The organism is Thioclava sp. GXIMD4215 (assembly GCF_045291555.1).
GTDB lineage: Bacteria > Pseudomonadota > Alphaproteobacteria > Rhodobacterales > Rhodobacteraceae > Thioclava > Thioclava litoralis.
Window position 1 is genome coordinate 2,168,373 of record NZ_CP149515.1, and the last position, 14,472, is coordinate 2,182,844.

Consider the following 14,472-nt stretch of genomic DNA (forward strand, 5'->3'; position numbering starts at 1 on the left):
TTGCAGTTACAAGACAGCAGTTCCCGCGATTTGCGCTTGGCGTCGAGGGGGGATGTGTCGGCCACATACTACTGCAAATAGGCGGTACCGCCGCCTTGGATAACTGTCGCAGATCCTCCCGAAGTAGCGAAGGATTTTTCTTACCGATTTCAGGGGGAGTAAAAAGCAAAAGCGCCAATCGATCTATCGAAAGGCGCCTAACTTCTGTCGTTCGTCATTATGGAAAGTGGTGAGCCGTGCAGGATTCGAACCTGCGACCCACTGATTAAAAGTCAGTTGCTCTACCAACTGAGCTAACGGCCCACTTTCTTTCGTTTCCAACCGGTTCGCTGTGTGCTTCCCTGCTGGTGTGGGCGCCTTCTACGGCTCTGTGCGGGGGGCGTCAACAGCGAAATTCAAAAAAAATGAGATCTCTGGAAAAAAGTTTTCGGGGGGCGTATATCGCGCTCATGAAAAACGCGTCTTTACCCCTGTCTGGATTGGCCTTCATGAAAATGCATGGCCTTGGAAACGATTTCGTCGTGATTGACGCCCGTGACGGGGTCGATCCGGTGACACCTGCTTTGGCCGAGGCCTTGGCAGACCGGCACCGTGGTGTCGGTTTCGATCAGCTCGCTTTGATCGGCCCCTCGCAAGAGGCCGATTTCCATCTGAAATTCTACAATTCGGATGGCTCGCTTTCGGGGGCGTGTGGCAATGCCTCGCGCTGTGTCTCGGACTGGATGATGGGTCAGCTTGGCAAGGACCATGTGCGCTTCACCACCGATCGTGGCCAGCTTGAGGCGAAGCGCGCCGCGAATGGGATGGTCTCGGTCAATATGGGGGCGCCGATTCTGGAGGCGCGCATGATTCCCTTTGACGGCGATCCAAAGGCGACGGGCATTGATGGCGATCCGGTGGCCGTGGGCATGGGCAACCCGCATTGCATCTTCTTTGTCGAGGATGCCGAGAAGGTCGCGCTGGAAAGCTGGGGCGCCGAGATCGAGCATCACCCGTCCTTCCCCGAGCGCACCAATGTCGAGTTTGCCTCTGTCACGGGCCCCGATCATCTGCGCATGCGGGTGTGGGAGCGTGGCGCGGGCGTGACGCTGGCTTGTGGCTCTGGCACCTGTGCGACCGCCGTGGCGGCGCATCTGCGCGGCCTCACGGGGCGGCGGGTGACGGTGGATGTGGACGGCGGTCGGCTTGAGATCGACTGGCGCGAGGATGGCGTCTGGATGACCGGCCCCACGGCCTTTGTGTTCCGCGCGGAACTGACCTCTGATTTTCTGGGTGCCCTATGAAACCGCCTGTCTTTGCCACGCTTGGTTGCCGTCTGAACGCTTATGAAAGCGAGGCGATGAAGGAACTCGCCGCCGCCGCTGGCGTCGAGGGGGCTGTTGTGGTGAATACCTGCGCGGTGACGGCAGAGGCCGTGCGCAAGGCCAAGCAGGAGATCCGCCGATTGGCCCGCGAGAACCCCGATGCGCCGATCATCGTGACCGGCTGCGCCGCGCAGACCGAACCCGAGACTTTTGCGGGCATGGCCGAGGTCACCAAGGTGATCGGCAACCACGAGAAGATGCTGCCCGAGACATGGGCACAGATGCGCGTCCCCAACCTGATTGGCGAGACCGAAAAGGTTCAGGTGGATGACATCATGTCGGTCAAAGAGACCGCAGGCCATCTGATTGACGGTTTTGGCCGCCACCGCGCCTATGTGCAGGTGCAGAACGGCTGTGACCACCGCTGCACCTTCTGCATCATCCCCTATGGCCGTGGCAATTCGCGCTCGGTTCCGGCGGGGGTGGTGGTCGAGCAGATCAAGCGTCTGCGCGACCGTGGTTTCAACGAGGTGGTGTTGACCGGCGTCGATCTGACCTCTTGGGGGGCGGATCTGCCGGGCGAGCCGCGCTTGGGGGATCTGGTGATGCGTATCCTCAAGCTGGTGCCGGATCTGCCGCGCCTGCGGATTTCCTCGATAGATTCCATCGAGGCCGATGAAAACCTGATGCTGGCCATCGCGACCGAGCCGCGCCTGATGCCGCATCTGCACCTGTCGCTGCAGGCGGGCGATGATATGGTGCTCAAGCGCATGAAGCGGCGCCACCTGCGCGATGATGCCATCGCCTTCTGCGAAGAGGCGCGCAAGCTGCGGCCCGGGATCGTCTTTGGGGCCGATATCATTGCGGGTTTCCCGACCGAGACCGAAGAGATGTTCCAGAACTCGCTGAAACTGGTGGATGAGTGCGGGCTGACCTTCCTGCATGTCTTCCCCTATTCGGCGCGCAAGGGCACGCCTGCCGCGCGTATGCCTGCGGTCAATGGTGCGGCCATCAAGGACCGTGCCCGCCGTCTGCGTGAGGCCGGAGACCGTGCGCTTGAGGCGCATCTTGCATGTCAGGTCGGCTCCGATCTGGTGATCCTGACCGAAGGGCCGCAGGCAGGCCGCACCGAGACCTTCACCGAGGTGCATTTCGACACAGACCAGCCCGAAGGCACGATCCTGACGGCGAAAATCCGTGGTCACGACGGAAAACGCCTGCTGGTCTGACCGCGACGCCGCGCCAGAAAGGCCCCACGCGGTCAAGAAAGCGTGTTTTTCCGTAGCCATAGCTCGGGCGGCCCTCAGCCTGCATTGCCTCCGGCATGCGCTATCGCTAGGGTCGCCTAGACATCAGAGAGGACATATCCATGCCGTTTCGATTGACGCCGGTTTGCGCGTTGGCTCTTTCATTCGCCGCAGTCCAGGCGCCAATGGTTTCCGCGCAGCCCGCAGGGGCGTATCTGGCGGCGCGCGCTGCGACGGGCGATCATGATTACCAGCAGGCGACGGCTTATTACGGCCAGCTTCTTCAGGCAGGCGTCGTGGATATGGGCGTGGCGGAATCGGCCATGACGGCGCAGATCGTCCTTGGCAATTACGACAAGGCGGCGGCCATTGCCGAACAGATCGCCGCCAGCGACGCGCAGGCCGCCGATAGCCAGCCTGTCTTTCTTGTCCGTCTGGCCAATGCCGTGGGCGAGGGCAAATATGACGAAGCGATGAAGCTGGTCAACGGGACGGAAAATATCGGCCCGCTTTTCACGCAGCTTTACCGCGCATGGGTCTATGTCGGCCAAGGCAATATGAGCGATGCGTTCAAGGCCTTCGATCAGGTGGCCAAGATGCCGGGGCTGCAGGGCTTTGCTGATTATCACAAGGCACTTGCGATGGCGCAGGTTGGGGATTTCGAGAGTGCCGAGAAAATTCTCTCGGGCGGGGCGGCGGACGCGATCCATGCCACGCGGCGTGGTGTGATGGCCCATGTCGAAGTGCTGTCCAACCTTGATCGCGATGCCGATGCGGTCGCGCTTCTCAAGGACGTGTTCGGGGAGTCGCTCGATCCGCAGCTTGCACAGTTGCGCAAACGTCTGGAGGCAGGGGAAACCGTGCCCTTCGATGTGGCCAACACGGCGCGCGAAGGTGTGGGCGAGCTGTATTATTCGGTGGGGGCGGCGCTGGCGGGCGGAGATGTCTCCGATACGATTCCGCTTGTCCATGCCCGCATCGCCCAATGGCTCAATCCTAAAAATGTCGATGCAACCTTGTTGGCCGCTTCTATTCTGGATCAGCAAGACCAGCATGATCTTGCCATCGCGACCTATGATGAAGTGCCCGCCGATAGCACGGTCTATTATGCGGCAGAGCTGGGCAAGGCCGAGACCATGATGCGCGCGGATCGCGCCGATGAGGCGATCAAGGTCGTGCAGGGCGTGGCCAAGGACGATCCCGAATTGCCGGGCGTCTGGGTGTCTCTGGGGGACATGCTGCGCCGTGAACAGCGCTTTGCCGAGGCCGCCGATGCCTATCAGCAGGCGCTGTCGCGTCTGCAATCGCCGCAGCCGCGGGACTGGTTCGTGTATTATGCCGCCGGTATTGCCGATGAGCGGTCCGATAAATGGGATCGCGCCGAAGGAGAATTCCGCAAGGCACTGGAGCTGAACCCGGGTCAGCCTTCGGTGCTGAACTATCTTGGCTATTCCTATGTGGAAAAGGGCGAGAACCTCGACGAGGCGCTGAAGATGATCCGGCAGGCGGTCAAGGCATCGCCGGATTCGGGCTATATTATCGACAGTCTGGGCTGGGCGTTGTTCCGTCTGGGGCGCTATGGCGAGGCGGTGAAAGAGATGGAGAAAGCGATCACGCTGGAATCCGTCGATCCGCTGGTCAATGACCATCTGGGCGATGCCTACTGGGCTGTGGGCCGCAAGCGCGAGGCGCAGTTCCAATGGAAGCGCGCGATTGCTTTCGGGCCGGGGGAAGATGTCGATATGGATCGCGTCAAGCGCAAGCTGGAGGTCGGCCTTGATGCCGTGCTGAAGGAAGAGGGCGCACCGCCGCTCAAGGCGCAGCCGGTTCAATGAGCCTCTCGGATATAGCGCCTGCAAAGGTCAACCTGTCGCTTGCGGTGACGGGGCGACGGGCAGATGGCTATCACACGCTTGAAAGCCTTGTGGTCTTTGCAGGCTTCGGGGACCGGCTGACGGTTGAGGCGCATGACAGCTTGGACTTGCAGGTCGATGGCCCCTTTGCCGAAGGGGTGCCGGTGGATGCGCGCAATCTGGTCCTGAAGGCCGCGCATCTGCTACAGCGCGAAACTGGCACGACGCAGGGCGCACGGATCCGGCTGACCAAGACCCTGCCGCATGGTGGCGGGATTGGCGGGGGCTCTTCGGATGCGGCGGTCGCCTTGCGTCTGCTGGCGCGGCTTTGGGATGTGCCCGCGATTACCCCCGAATGCGCGGTTGCGCTTGGGGCCGATGTGCCGGTCTGTATGCAGGCACCCCAGCCGCAGATCATGCGGGGCATTGGCGAGGTGCTGAGCGCGGCTCCCGTACTGCCGGAATGTTGGCTTGTTCTGGTCAATCCGAGGGTCGAAACCCCCACAGGCGCGATGTTTCAGGCTTTGGGGCGTAAGGCCCCTGCACCGTCCGATGTGGCATTAACTGTGCCTTTGGGGATGGGGCACGCGGCATTCGCGCTTTGGCTTGCCGCATATGGCAATGACTTTGCCGATGTGCTGACCGATCCGGCGTCAGCCGTCTATCTGCCTGAAATTACCCAGATCCTGCAGGCGCTTGCCGATCAGGACGGATGTCTGATGCAAAATCTTTCCGGCTCGGGCAGCACCTGCTGGGGCGTCTTTGCCACGCAGCAGGCGGCAGAAGCTGCAGCGCGCCGACTGGCACAGAAAAACGCCGGCTGGTGGGTCCAACCGGCGCAGATGTTGTCCTGATCGTCGTGCCTTAGCGCACGCGGGCCACCACGTAATCGGCCAGATCGTCCAGCATGTCGCGCAGCGGATGCGCGGGCAGGGCGCTCAGCGCCGCGCGCGCCTGATCCGCCCAGAGGATCGCCGCATCGCGGGTCGCCGCCAGCGTGCCATGTTTCGCCATCAGCGCCATCGCCTGTTCCAGATCGCCGTCCTGCTGGTCGCCCTTCTCGATGACGCGGCTCCAGAAGGCGCGCTCGGTCTGGTCTGCGGCGGCCACCGCTTTGATGACGGGCAGGGTCAGCTTGCGCTCGCGGAAATCATCGCCGGTATTCTTGCCGATGACATCGGTCACCCCGCCGTAATCCAGCAGGTCATCGACCATCTGGAAGGCAATCCCCAACGCATCGCCATAATCGAACAGCGCCTTCTCTGCGGTCTCGTCAGCCTCGGCCAGAACGCCGCCCACTTGGGTTGCTGCCGAAAACAGCGCCGCCGTCTTGCCGCGGATCACTTGAAGATAGGTATCCTCGGTGGTCGAGAGATCCTGCGCGGCGGTCAGCTGGAGCACCTCGCCTTCGGCAATCACCGCAGAGGCGTTCGACAGGATGCCCAGCACGCGCATATTGTCGGGCTCGGTCATCAGCTGGAAGGCGCGGGCGAAAAGGTAATCGCCCACCAGAACGCTGGATTTATTGTCCCACAGCAGGTTCGCGGTCGGGCGGCCACGGCGCTGCGCGCTTTCATCGACCACATCGTCATGCAGCAGCGTTGCGGTGTGGATAAATTCGACGGTCGCCGCCAGATGCACGTGATAGGGGCCGTTATAGCCACAGATGCGCGCGGCGGCCAAGGTCAGCATCGGGCGCAGACGCTTGCCGCCGGCCTCGACCAGATGCGCGGTGACTTCCGGAATGCGCGGCGCATGTTTCGACGCCATTTTCTCGCGGATCAGGGTGTTCACCGCCTCCATGTCGCCGGCCAGAGCCTGCGCAAGCCGGTCATGCGGTTTTACTGCCTTGTCGTCGAGGCTCATGTTCCTTGTCCTTCCCGCTCTCCCCATCTCGACAGGCCAAGGGCCTGAGGCTAATGAGGATGAATGAAAGAGCTTCTGCGCACGACAAATCCCGTGAAATTGGCCTTCGCCAAAGCCCTTCTTACCGGCGAGGGTATAAACAGCTTTGAAATGGACGTCCATATGAGCGTGCTCGAAGGCAGCATAGGGATTTTGCCGCGTCGTCTTATGGTCACGGACGGGGATCTGGCGCGGGCGCGGAGGGTGCTGGACGATAACGAGATCGGGCCGGAGTGATGTTTGCCGCCGAAGACCTGACCTGTGACGATTTTATCGGGGGCGCTTTGCGCATCTATCAGCCGCGCCACGGTTATCGTGCGGCGATGGACCCCGTGCTGCTGGCGGCGGCCTGCGGGGCGCGGGCGGGCGAAAGCGTGCTGGAACTGGGCTGCGGGGCAGGGGTGGCCAGCCTCTGTCTGGGGCGGCGGGTCGAGGGGGTGGCGCTGCACGGGCTGGAGGTGCAGCCCGCCTATGCCGATCTGGCGCGACGCAATGCGCAGGCCAACGGGCTGGCGCTGACGGTGCATGAGGGCGATCTGGCGCAGATGCCCGCTGCGCTGCGGCAGATGAGCTTTGACCATGTCATTGCCAACCCGCCCTATTTTGCGCCGCAGAACGGAACGGCGGCACGGGATGCGGGGCGCGAGACCGCGCAGCGCGAAGATACTCCTCTGGCGGAATGGGTGCGCCAAGGGTTGAAGCGGCTGAAGCCCTCGGGCCATTTGGTGCTGATCCAGAATGCCGACCGTCTGGATGATATCCTTTTTGCGCTGCACGGGCGGGCCGGAGCGATTCGGATTTTGCCGATTGCAGCGCGTCAGGGGCGCGATGCGGGGCGGGTGATTGTTAGCTCACGAAAAGGTGCAAAGACGCCGCTTCGCCTTCTGGCGCCCCTGGTTCTGCATGCACGCGCATATCACGCAGGGGATGCCGAGGACTTGAGCGAAGTTGCGCAGTCTATACTGCGTTTTGGGCAAAACTTGCCGATCTGACTTTAACATTTTTGCAATAATTCGCCGGCCAATCTGAGCGTGACCCTGAGAGCGCGACAAATTCGTGACAGAAACGAAAAAACGTGCTGAACTGTAAGGGCTCATACAGAGAGGAGACTGCCCATGTCGCTTAGTTCGCATATCACCGAACTCCGCAAGAAGCACCAGGCTCTGTCCGCCGAGGTTGAGCGCGCGACGCGAAATCCTGGCTTCCCTGGGCTCGAAATTGCCCAGATGAAGAAGCAGAAACTGCAGATCAAGCAGGAGATCGCGCGTCTCGAGCAGGCGTGACCTCACTGTTGTGGCCCTTTAGGGCCTCAGCGCAGCACCTTTAGCAAGGTTGCGCGGTCTTCATCCGAAGAAGCTGGCCAGCACCGCGCTCCCTAGTCCGGAACATATCCTGAAAGATACGTAGAAACGTATCTGGAATAAAATGATAGCGATCGGCAGAACGTCTTTGCCGGACCGCTCCCCCTGTGTCTGCCTGTCGAGAACGGACGGGTGATCTAGGGAGGTCAAAAAGGAAAGGCCCGCAGATGCGGGCCTTTTTTCGGATCGCGTCATATCTTCGCCGGCCAGAACGCCTTACGAAAGATACGCCTTACGAAAGATACTGGCCACCATTGGCCGACAGGGTCGAGCCGGTAATGAAGCCTGCGTCATCCGACGCAAGGAAGACCACCGCACGCGCGATATCCTCCGGCTCCCCCAAGCGACCGACGGGGATCGTGCTGATAATGGCTTCGCGCACTTTCTCCGGCACGGCCATAACCATTTCGGTCGCAACATAGCCCGGGCAGATCACGTTGACGGTGATGTTGTTGCGCGCGCCCTCTTGCGCAAGCGCCTTGGTAAAGCCGATATCGCCTGCTTTCGCTGCCGAATAGTTGGCCTGACCGAATTGTCCCTTCTGACCGTTGATCGACGAGATGTTGATCACGCGACCGAACTTACGTTCGCGCAGACCCGGCCAGAGCGGATGGGTCATGTTGAAGATGCCCGTCAGATTGGTGCCAATGACCTGATCCCACTGATCTTTCGTCATTTTATGGAACGGTGCATCGCGCGTGATACCGGCATTGTTGACCAGCACTTCCACGGGGCCAAGGTCCGCCTCGACTTTGGCGATCCCTGCGGCGCAGGCATCGTAATCGGCAACCGACCATTTATAGGTCGGGATACCGGTCTCTTCCGTGAACTTCGCGGCGGCCTCGTCGTTACCTGCATAGTTGGCGGCAACCTTATAACCTGCGGCTTTAAGGGCCTTTGCGATGGCTGCGCCAATTCCGCGCGAACCGCCGGTGACGAGTGCAACTCTGGACATTCTCTTCCTCCTGGGTCCTGTTTCATCGAACCCTAATGCGTCTTAACTTTTGTTTCTTTTGTGCTTTGGTCGAGAGGCTCAGAGCCCCTCGATGCACATTGCAACACCCATGCCACCACCAATACACAGCGTGGCGAGGCCTTTTTTGGCTTCGCGGCGCTTCATTTCGAACAGAAGCGTGTTCAGAATGCGCGCGCCGCTGGCCCCGATCGGGTGACCGATTGCGATGGCGCCGCCATTCACGTTAACCTTGGACGTATCCCAGCCCATATCCTTGTTGACCGCACAAGCTTGCGCCGCAAAGGCTTCGTTCGCTTCGATCAGATCCAGATCCGCTGGCGACCAGCCTGCTTTTTCCAGCGCTTTGCGCGACGAGGGGATCGGGCCACAGCCCATGATCGACGGATCAAGACCCGCCGTCGCATAAGAGGCGATTCGCGCCATCGGGGTCAGGCCGCGTTTCGCGGCTTCTTCCTCGGTCATCAGCAAAACAGCCGCTGCCCCGTCATTGATGCCGGATGCGTTGCCTGCGGTGACGGTTCCCCCCTCACGCATGAATGCGGGGCGCAATTTCTGCATGCTTTCGATGGTCGCCCCATGACGGATATATTCGTCAGAATCGACGATGATGTCGCCTTTGCGAGTCGAGATCGTGAACGGCACGATTTCATCTGCAAAGCGTCCGGCTTTTTGCGCGGCCTCGGCTTTTTGTTGCGATGCCAGCGCGAATTCATCCTGCATCTCGCGGGAGATTTCCCATTGGGACGCCACGTTTTCGGCCGTTTGCCCCATGTGGTATCCGTTGAAAGCGTCCCAAAGACCGTCTTTGATCATCGAGTCGATCATTTTCATGTCGCCCATTTTGGTGCCAGCGCGAAGATGCGCGACATGGGGAGACATCGACATGTTTTCCTGACCGCCTGCGATAACAATGGAAGCGTCGCCCAGCATGATGTGCTGTGCCGCCAGCGCAACTGTGCGCAGACCCGAGCCGCAGACTTGGTTGATGCTCCAAGCGGCTGATTCAATGGGCAGCCCAGCGTTGATATGCGCTTGACGTGCCGGGTTCTGACCCTGTCCCGCTGTCAGGACTTGTCCCAGAATGGTTTCCGATACATCGGCTTTTTCGATGCCTGCGCGTTCAACCACGGCCTCAAGGACTGACTTTCCCAAGTCATGTGCGGGAACATTGGCGAAAGACCCGTTGAAGCTACCGACGGCAGTACGTGCCGCTGAAACAATGACGACATTGGTCATAATGTAATCCTCCTAAGAAGCAGCCATAGGGCCGCGCTTGAACCGCAGGATGGCGACTCAAGGCAGGAGGTCAAGTGCTAATCGTAAAGGAATGCGGTGTATTTTGAAATTTTATTGCTTTTTGGATTTGCAAGCGACCACGGCTCGGTCAGCCGTGCAGGCAAAGACCGAGATGCTTTGTCAAAAACAATCTTAGGTTTACACAGGGAAGTATCAAACTCTTTATGCACGCATCCGGCCAGCGGGTGGTGTTTTCCAAGGTGGCATAATTGTCGGCGCACCGAAATAGTAACCTTGCATGCAATCAATGCCCAAAGAGGTCAAAAATGCGGCATCATCACAGTTTTCAACGGCCTCTGCGACGGTGAACATTTCGAAATGCCGTGCAACAGACATCAGTGCTTCGGTCAGCACCTGATTGTCCGAGTTCTCGGAAATTCCTTTGATGAACTGGCCGTCAATTTTCAGGATGTCAAAGTAGAATTCCCGTAAATAGCGGAAAGAAGTATACCCCGCGCCGAAATCATCCAGAGCAAAGGCGACGCCTCTGGCCTGTAGATCTTGCATGAAGACCGTGACGAGTTCGGGCATCTGCATTGCCGAACTTTCGGTAATTTCCAGAATAAGCCGTTCTGCAATTGTTTCGTCAACCGCAAGGCCTTTATTTAGCGTTTTCATCCAGTTGGGATATCCTATTGACCGTGCGGACATGTTGACCGAAAGGCGCAGAGCCTCGTTTTCGCGCAGTGCCTGCAGCCCGGCCTCAAGGGCGAGACAATCGAGTTTACGCCCGAGCGATGTATCTTCGACGGTTTCGATGAAATCTTTTGCAGGTATCACTCGACCACGTTCGTCGAGAACGCGGATAAGCCCTTCGTAAAACGCAACCTGATCGGGACGGGAGGTTTGCACAACGGGCTGGAAGGCCAGAACGACATCATGGCGCTCGACAGCTCTTTCGACCATCGCAATCGTGTTCTTGTCGCGCTGCGCAATGGCGAAAGAGAGTGGGCTGTCCGAATTTTGTTCAGTATATAGATCGATATTCGAATCGCTTTGCATTGTGGCGCTCCGTCTCTGGGTGCTCCAAGACTGGCGTGTGAGGGCTAAGATTTTGTAAATAGGAATTTTCTCCTCGCTTTATGGTAAATGAAGCTTGAAGGCCGCAAGGTTTAGGCCTGTAAACCAAACTGTAACCGCGTTGCCTGTATGACTGGGTCAGATCCAGGCAAAGAGGCTTTTGTTTATGAACGCGCAAACCGGTTTCTCGACGACTCACGAAAGTGAGGCTCCGTTCGGTTTTGATGAGCTCTTCTATTCCCGTACGGACAAGCGCGGCGTCATTCAGGCTGGGAATGATGTGTTTCAGCGCGTCGCCGGTTTCTCGTGGGACAAGCTTATCAACGCCCCCCACAAGATCGTGCGGCATAAGGATGTCCCCAAGGGCGTTTTCTGCATTATGTGGGATTCGATCCAGAAGGGGAATCCGATCGGGGCCTATGTGAAGAATCGCTGCGAGAATGGCGATTACTATTGGGTTTTGGCTGTTATCCTCCCGATCGATGGCGGCTATCTTAGTGTGCGTCTGAAACCTTCCAGTGACGTGTTTCAGCGAATCAAGGAGATTTATCCGCAGCTGGTCGAACGCGAACAGCGCGAGGGGCTGACGGCGGAAGAGTCGGCCTCCTTGCTGCGCGAGGAAGCGGAATCTCAGGGGTTTTCCAGCTATACAAGTTTCATCGCCTATGCGCTTGGACAGGAACTGGCCAAGCGGGACGAGCGTCTGAAACGGGCGGCAGACCGGAGGACGCGCATTCTGGCAGAGATGAATCATGCCCTTGAACAGGCGACGGAGCAGCAGATGAAACTGCTGCGCAGCTTCGAAGCGTTGCAATCTGTGCCCAATAACATGCGCATTGTGGCCTCGCGGATGGAGCCTTCGGGCGGGCCGGTCTCGGCAATTTCTGAAAATTACAAAGCCAGCTCGCAAGTGATCTCCCAGCGTCTTGCCAGCTTTGTGGGCGGACATGACAATATGTGCGAGCGGCTATCGCGCGAGGTGGCGCGTGTTCTGTTCCTGATCGGTTGTAACCGCGTTATGTCGGAAATGGTTGTGAATATTGATAAAAGCGTGCCGGTGCCACAAATTGACTGGTTTGCGGAGAAAGAGCTTCTGCACGGGCTGGAAACGCAATGTACCGAGGATGCCCGCACGGCAATGTCGCGGGCGGTCGGCTATGCCGCAGAGCTGAACCGTGCCAGCGCGGATATCCGGCGCCAGATGCTGGGCCTTGATACGATCCGCGTTCTGGGGAGGGTCGAATGTGGTCGGATGCGCGATGTTGGCGGGTTGTCGACCACAATTGACCAGCTTGATTCTTTCCATGCCGATATCAAAGAGCGGCTGGAAGCGATCATGCAACTTTCGGAAGTCATCGAGAACGCGATGTCGTCCTATATGCGTAGTTCCTGAGCGGACCGGTCAGGCCGGATCTGAAATAACGGCGCGCAAAAGGGTTTGCGCGTCTGTTCCCGCCCAATCAGCTCCTCCGATCAAGCGGGCAATCTCTTGCCCCTCGCGATTGACGATAAGGGTCACGGGAAGTCCCAGAACGCCTAATGATCGGGCCGCACGTTGGGATTTATCGGTGAATTTGGGAAGGTTCTCCACGCCGATATCTGCAAAAAACCGGTCGATCTTTTCTGGCGGATTGCGGCCGCTGGCGATTGTCACCACCGCCAGATCTTTGCCGCCAATCGTTTTTTGTAATTTTTCCAATGCGGGCATCTCTTCCCGGCAGGGCACACACCACGTTGCCCAGAAATTCACCACAACGACTTTGCCCCTATAGTCCGAAAGGTGATGGGTTTTCCCGCCTTCGTCCTGAAATTCCAGTTCAGGCAGATCGATTGGCGCGTTATAGGTAACCAGCTTCTGCATCTCTCCGGTCTTGAGCGGATCAAGCTCTGCAGCCATCGCCGCATTTGCACCAAGCGCGAGGGCCGTATAAAGGACGAGGGACCGCAGCATTTTGCCTCCAGATGACAGGGCCGAAAGATGACCGAACAGACCAGCGAACCGAAATCCTCCAACGCAATGTGGGGCGGGCGTTTCGCCGCGGGTCCCGACGCGATCATGGAGGCGATCAATGCCTCGATCGGGTTTGACCAGCGTCTTGCCGCGCAGGATATCCGGGGCAGCCGGGCCCATGCCGCCATGTTGGCCGCGCAGGGCATCATCACTGATAGCGATGCAAGTGCCATCAGGGAAGGTCTTCTCACCGTTTTGTCAGAGATTGAAAGTGGCAAATTCACCTTCTCGACCGCGCTGGAAGATATCCACATGAACGTCGAGGCGCGCCTCAAAGAGATCATCGGTGAGCCCGCAGGCCGTCTGCACACCGCGCGCTCGCGCAATGACCAAGTGGCCACCGACTTCCGTCTTTGGGTCCGTGATCAATGTGATGCGGCGATCAACGGCCTGCAGTCGCTGATCAAATCGCTGATCGGTCAGGCCGAGGCGGGCGCGGATTGGGTGATGCCGGGCTTCACCCATTTGCAGACCGCGCAGCCGGTCACCTGGGGCCACCACATGATGGCCTATGTCGAAATGTTTGCGCGCGATCTGGGCCGTTTCACCGATGCCCGCAAACGGATGAACGAATCGCCTCTGGGGGCGGCGGCTCTGGCGGGCACCGGTTTCAATATCGACCGCCACGCCACGGCGAAGGCGCTCGATTTCGACCGTCCTATGGCCAATAGCCTTGATGCTGTGTCCGACCGTGACTTCGCGCTGGAATTCCTCTCGGCCTCGTCGATCTGCGCTGTGCATATGAGTCGTCTGGCCGAAGAGCTGGTGATCTGGTCCTCCGCGCAATTCCGTTTTGTGGCGATGTCGGACAAATGGTCGACCGGTTCCTCGATCATGCCGCAGAAGCGCAACCCCGATGCAGCCGAACTGATCCGCGCCAAAATCGGCCGTATCCTTGGCGCGACGGTTGCGCTGTTTACCGTGATGAAGGGGCTCCCGCTGGCCTATTCCAAGGATATGCAGGAAGATAAGGAACAGGTCTTTGACGCCGCCGACAACCTGATGCTGGCGCTGGCGGCGATGTCGGGCATGATTGCCGATCTGACTGTGAACACCGAAAAGCTGGAGGCGGCGGCCTCCAGCGGTTTCTCCACCGCGACCGATCTGGCCGATTGGTTGGTGCGCGAGGCGGGGCTGCCCTTCCGTGACGCACACCATGTGACGGGCACGCTGGTTGCGATGGCCGAGGATAAGGGATGCGACCTGCCCGATCTGACGCTGGCGGATATGCAATCGGTCAATGCGGCCATCACGGATGAAATCTTCACGGTGCTGGGTGTGCATAACTCGGTCGCGTCGCGCATGTCCTATGGTGGCACCGCGCCCTCGCAGGTCCGCGCCCAGATCGCGCGCTGGAAAGAGGCGCAGGCATGAAGGCCGCGCTTGTCCTAGCGCTTCTGGCACTGGCGGCCTGCGGGGTCGAAGGCCCGCCGGTGCCCCCGTCAGAAGCGGCCCAACAGACCCCGTAATGCTTGAGGCCGCCGGTTCTGGCGGCCCCG

General features: G+C 59.4%; 15 protein-coding genes and 1 tRNA gene. 10 read left to right on the forward strand and 6 right to left on the reverse strand.

The annotated features are described in order from the left end of the window. Window positions 1-227: 227 nt before the first annotated feature. Window positions 228-303 (reverse strand) — tRNA-Lys (locus WDB86_RS10730). A 185-nt stretch (window positions 304-488) separates the two neighbouring features. Between WDB86_RS10730 and dapF the strand changes: the two genes are divergently transcribed. From dapF to WDB86_RS10750, 4 genes are all read left to right on the forward strand, one after another. Then, window positions 489-1,283 (forward strand): diaminopimelate epimerase, encoded by a 795-nt coding sequence (gene dapF / locus WDB86_RS10735; protein ID WP_339108491.1) that lies wholly within the window; start codon window positions 489-491, stop codon window positions 1,281-1,283. Then, complete coding sequence (gene mtaB / locus WDB86_RS10740) at window positions 1,280-2,533, forward strand: tRNA (N(6)-L-threonylcarbamoyladenosine(37)-C(2))-methylthiotransferase MtaB (RefSeq protein WP_406735909.1); 1,254 nt, start codon at window positions 1,280-1,282, stop codon at window positions 2,531-2,533. The genes dapF and mtaB overlap by 4 nt, the downstream gene beginning before the upstream one ends. Window positions 2,534-2,736: 203 nt before the next feature. Next, complete coding sequence (locus WDB86_RS10745) at window positions 2,737-4,386, forward strand: tetratricopeptide repeat protein (protein ID WP_406721441.1); 1,650 nt, start codon at window positions 2,737-2,739, stop codon at window positions 4,384-4,386. Next, window positions 4,383-5,258, forward strand: a complete 876-nt coding sequence (locus WDB86_RS10750; RefSeq protein ID WP_406735910.1) for a 4-(cytidine 5'-diphospho)-2-C-methyl-D-erythritol kinase — start codon at window positions 4,383-4,385, stop codon at window positions 5,256-5,258. The genes WDB86_RS10745 and WDB86_RS10750 overlap by 4 nt, the downstream gene beginning before the upstream one ends. A gap of 10 nt (window positions 5,259-5,268) precedes the next feature. Here the strand turns inward: WDB86_RS10750 and WDB86_RS10755 are convergent, their stop codons facing one another. After that, window positions 5,269-6,270 carry a polyprenyl synthetase family protein gene (locus tag WDB86_RS10755; protein WP_339108487.1) on the reverse strand — a complete coding sequence of 334 codons (1,002 nt, stop codon included), beginning with the start codon at window positions 6,268-6,270 and terminating at the stop codon, window positions 5,269-5,271. Window positions 6,271-6,333: 63 nt separating this feature from the next. Between WDB86_RS10755 and WDB86_RS10760 the strand changes: the two genes are divergently transcribed. The 3 genes from WDB86_RS10760 to WDB86_RS10770 all read left to right on the forward strand — a co-directional run bounded on the left by WDB86_RS10760 (window position 6,334) and on the right by WDB86_RS10770 (window position 7,592). Then, window positions 6,334-6,546, forward strand: a complete 213-nt coding sequence (locus tag WDB86_RS10760; protein ID WP_339108486.1) for a DUF2007 domain-containing protein — start codon at window positions 6,334-6,336, stop codon at window positions 6,544-6,546. Beyond that, complete coding sequence (locus WDB86_RS10765; RefSeq protein WP_339108485.1) at window positions 6,546-7,301, forward strand: methyltransferase; 756 nt, start codon at window positions 6,546-6,548, stop codon at window positions 7,299-7,301. Before WDB86_RS10760 ends, WDB86_RS10765 begins: the two co-directional genes overlap by 1 nt. Window positions 7,302-7,424: 123 nt before the next feature. Further along, window positions 7,425-7,592, forward strand: a complete 168-nt coding sequence (locus WDB86_RS10770; RefSeq protein WP_339108484.1) for a YdcH family protein — start codon at window positions 7,425-7,427, stop codon at window positions 7,590-7,592. A 310-nt stretch (window positions 7,593-7,902) separates the two neighbouring features. On the opposite strand, the gene phbB is transcribed toward WDB86_RS10770, so the two are convergent. The 3 genes from phbB to WDB86_RS10785 all read right to left on the reverse strand — a co-directional run bounded on the left by phbB (window position 7,903) and on the right by WDB86_RS10785 (window position 10,944). Further along, complete coding sequence (gene phbB / locus WDB86_RS10775) at window positions 7,903-8,625, reverse strand: acetoacetyl-CoA reductase (RefSeq protein WP_339108483.1); 723 nt, start codon at window positions 8,623-8,625, stop codon at window positions 7,903-7,905. 78 nt (window positions 8,626-8,703) lie between these two features. Continuing rightward, complete coding sequence (locus tag WDB86_RS10780; protein ID WP_339108482.1) at window positions 8,704-9,882, reverse strand: acetyl-CoA C-acetyltransferase; 1,179 nt, start codon at window positions 9,880-9,882, stop codon at window positions 8,704-8,706. A gap of 222 nt (window positions 9,883-10,104) precedes the next feature. Then, window positions 10,105-10,944: an EAL domain-containing protein gene (locus tag WDB86_RS10785; protein ID WP_339108481.1), complete on the reverse strand. Its 840-nt coding sequence runs from the start codon at window positions 10,942-10,944 to the stop codon at window positions 10,105-10,107. Window positions 10,945-11,128: 184 nt separating this feature from the next. On the opposite strand from WDB86_RS10785, the gene WDB86_RS10790 reads away from it, so the two are divergent. Continuing rightward, window positions 11,129-12,355: a PAS domain-containing protein gene (locus WDB86_RS10790; protein WP_339108480.1), complete on the forward strand. Its 1,227-nt coding sequence runs from the start codon at window positions 11,129-11,131 to the stop codon at window positions 12,353-12,355. 9 nt (window positions 12,356-12,364) lie between these two features. Here WDB86_RS10790 and WDB86_RS10795 read toward each other — a convergent pair whose 3' ends face one another. After that, window positions 12,365-12,913: a TlpA disulfide reductase family protein gene (locus WDB86_RS10795; RefSeq protein ID WP_406721437.1), complete on the reverse strand. Its 549-nt coding sequence runs from the start codon at window positions 12,911-12,913 to the stop codon at window positions 12,365-12,367. A gap of 27 nt (window positions 12,914-12,940) precedes the next feature. Between WDB86_RS10795 and argH the strand changes: the two genes are divergently transcribed. Together argH and WDB86_RS10805 are read left to right on the forward strand one after the other, a co-directional pair. Then, window positions 12,941-14,347: an argininosuccinate lyase gene (gene argH, locus WDB86_RS10800; protein ID WP_406735911.1), complete on the forward strand. Its 1,407-nt coding sequence runs from the start codon at window positions 12,941-12,943 to the stop codon at window positions 14,345-14,347. Then, a complete protein-coding gene (locus tag WDB86_RS10805; RefSeq protein ID WP_339108477.1) occupies window positions 14,344-14,442 on the forward strand; it encodes a lipoprotein in 99 nt (32 codons plus the stop codon). The genes argH and WDB86_RS10805 overlap by 4 nt, the downstream gene beginning before the upstream one ends. Window positions 14,443-14,472 lie beyond the last annotated feature (30 nt).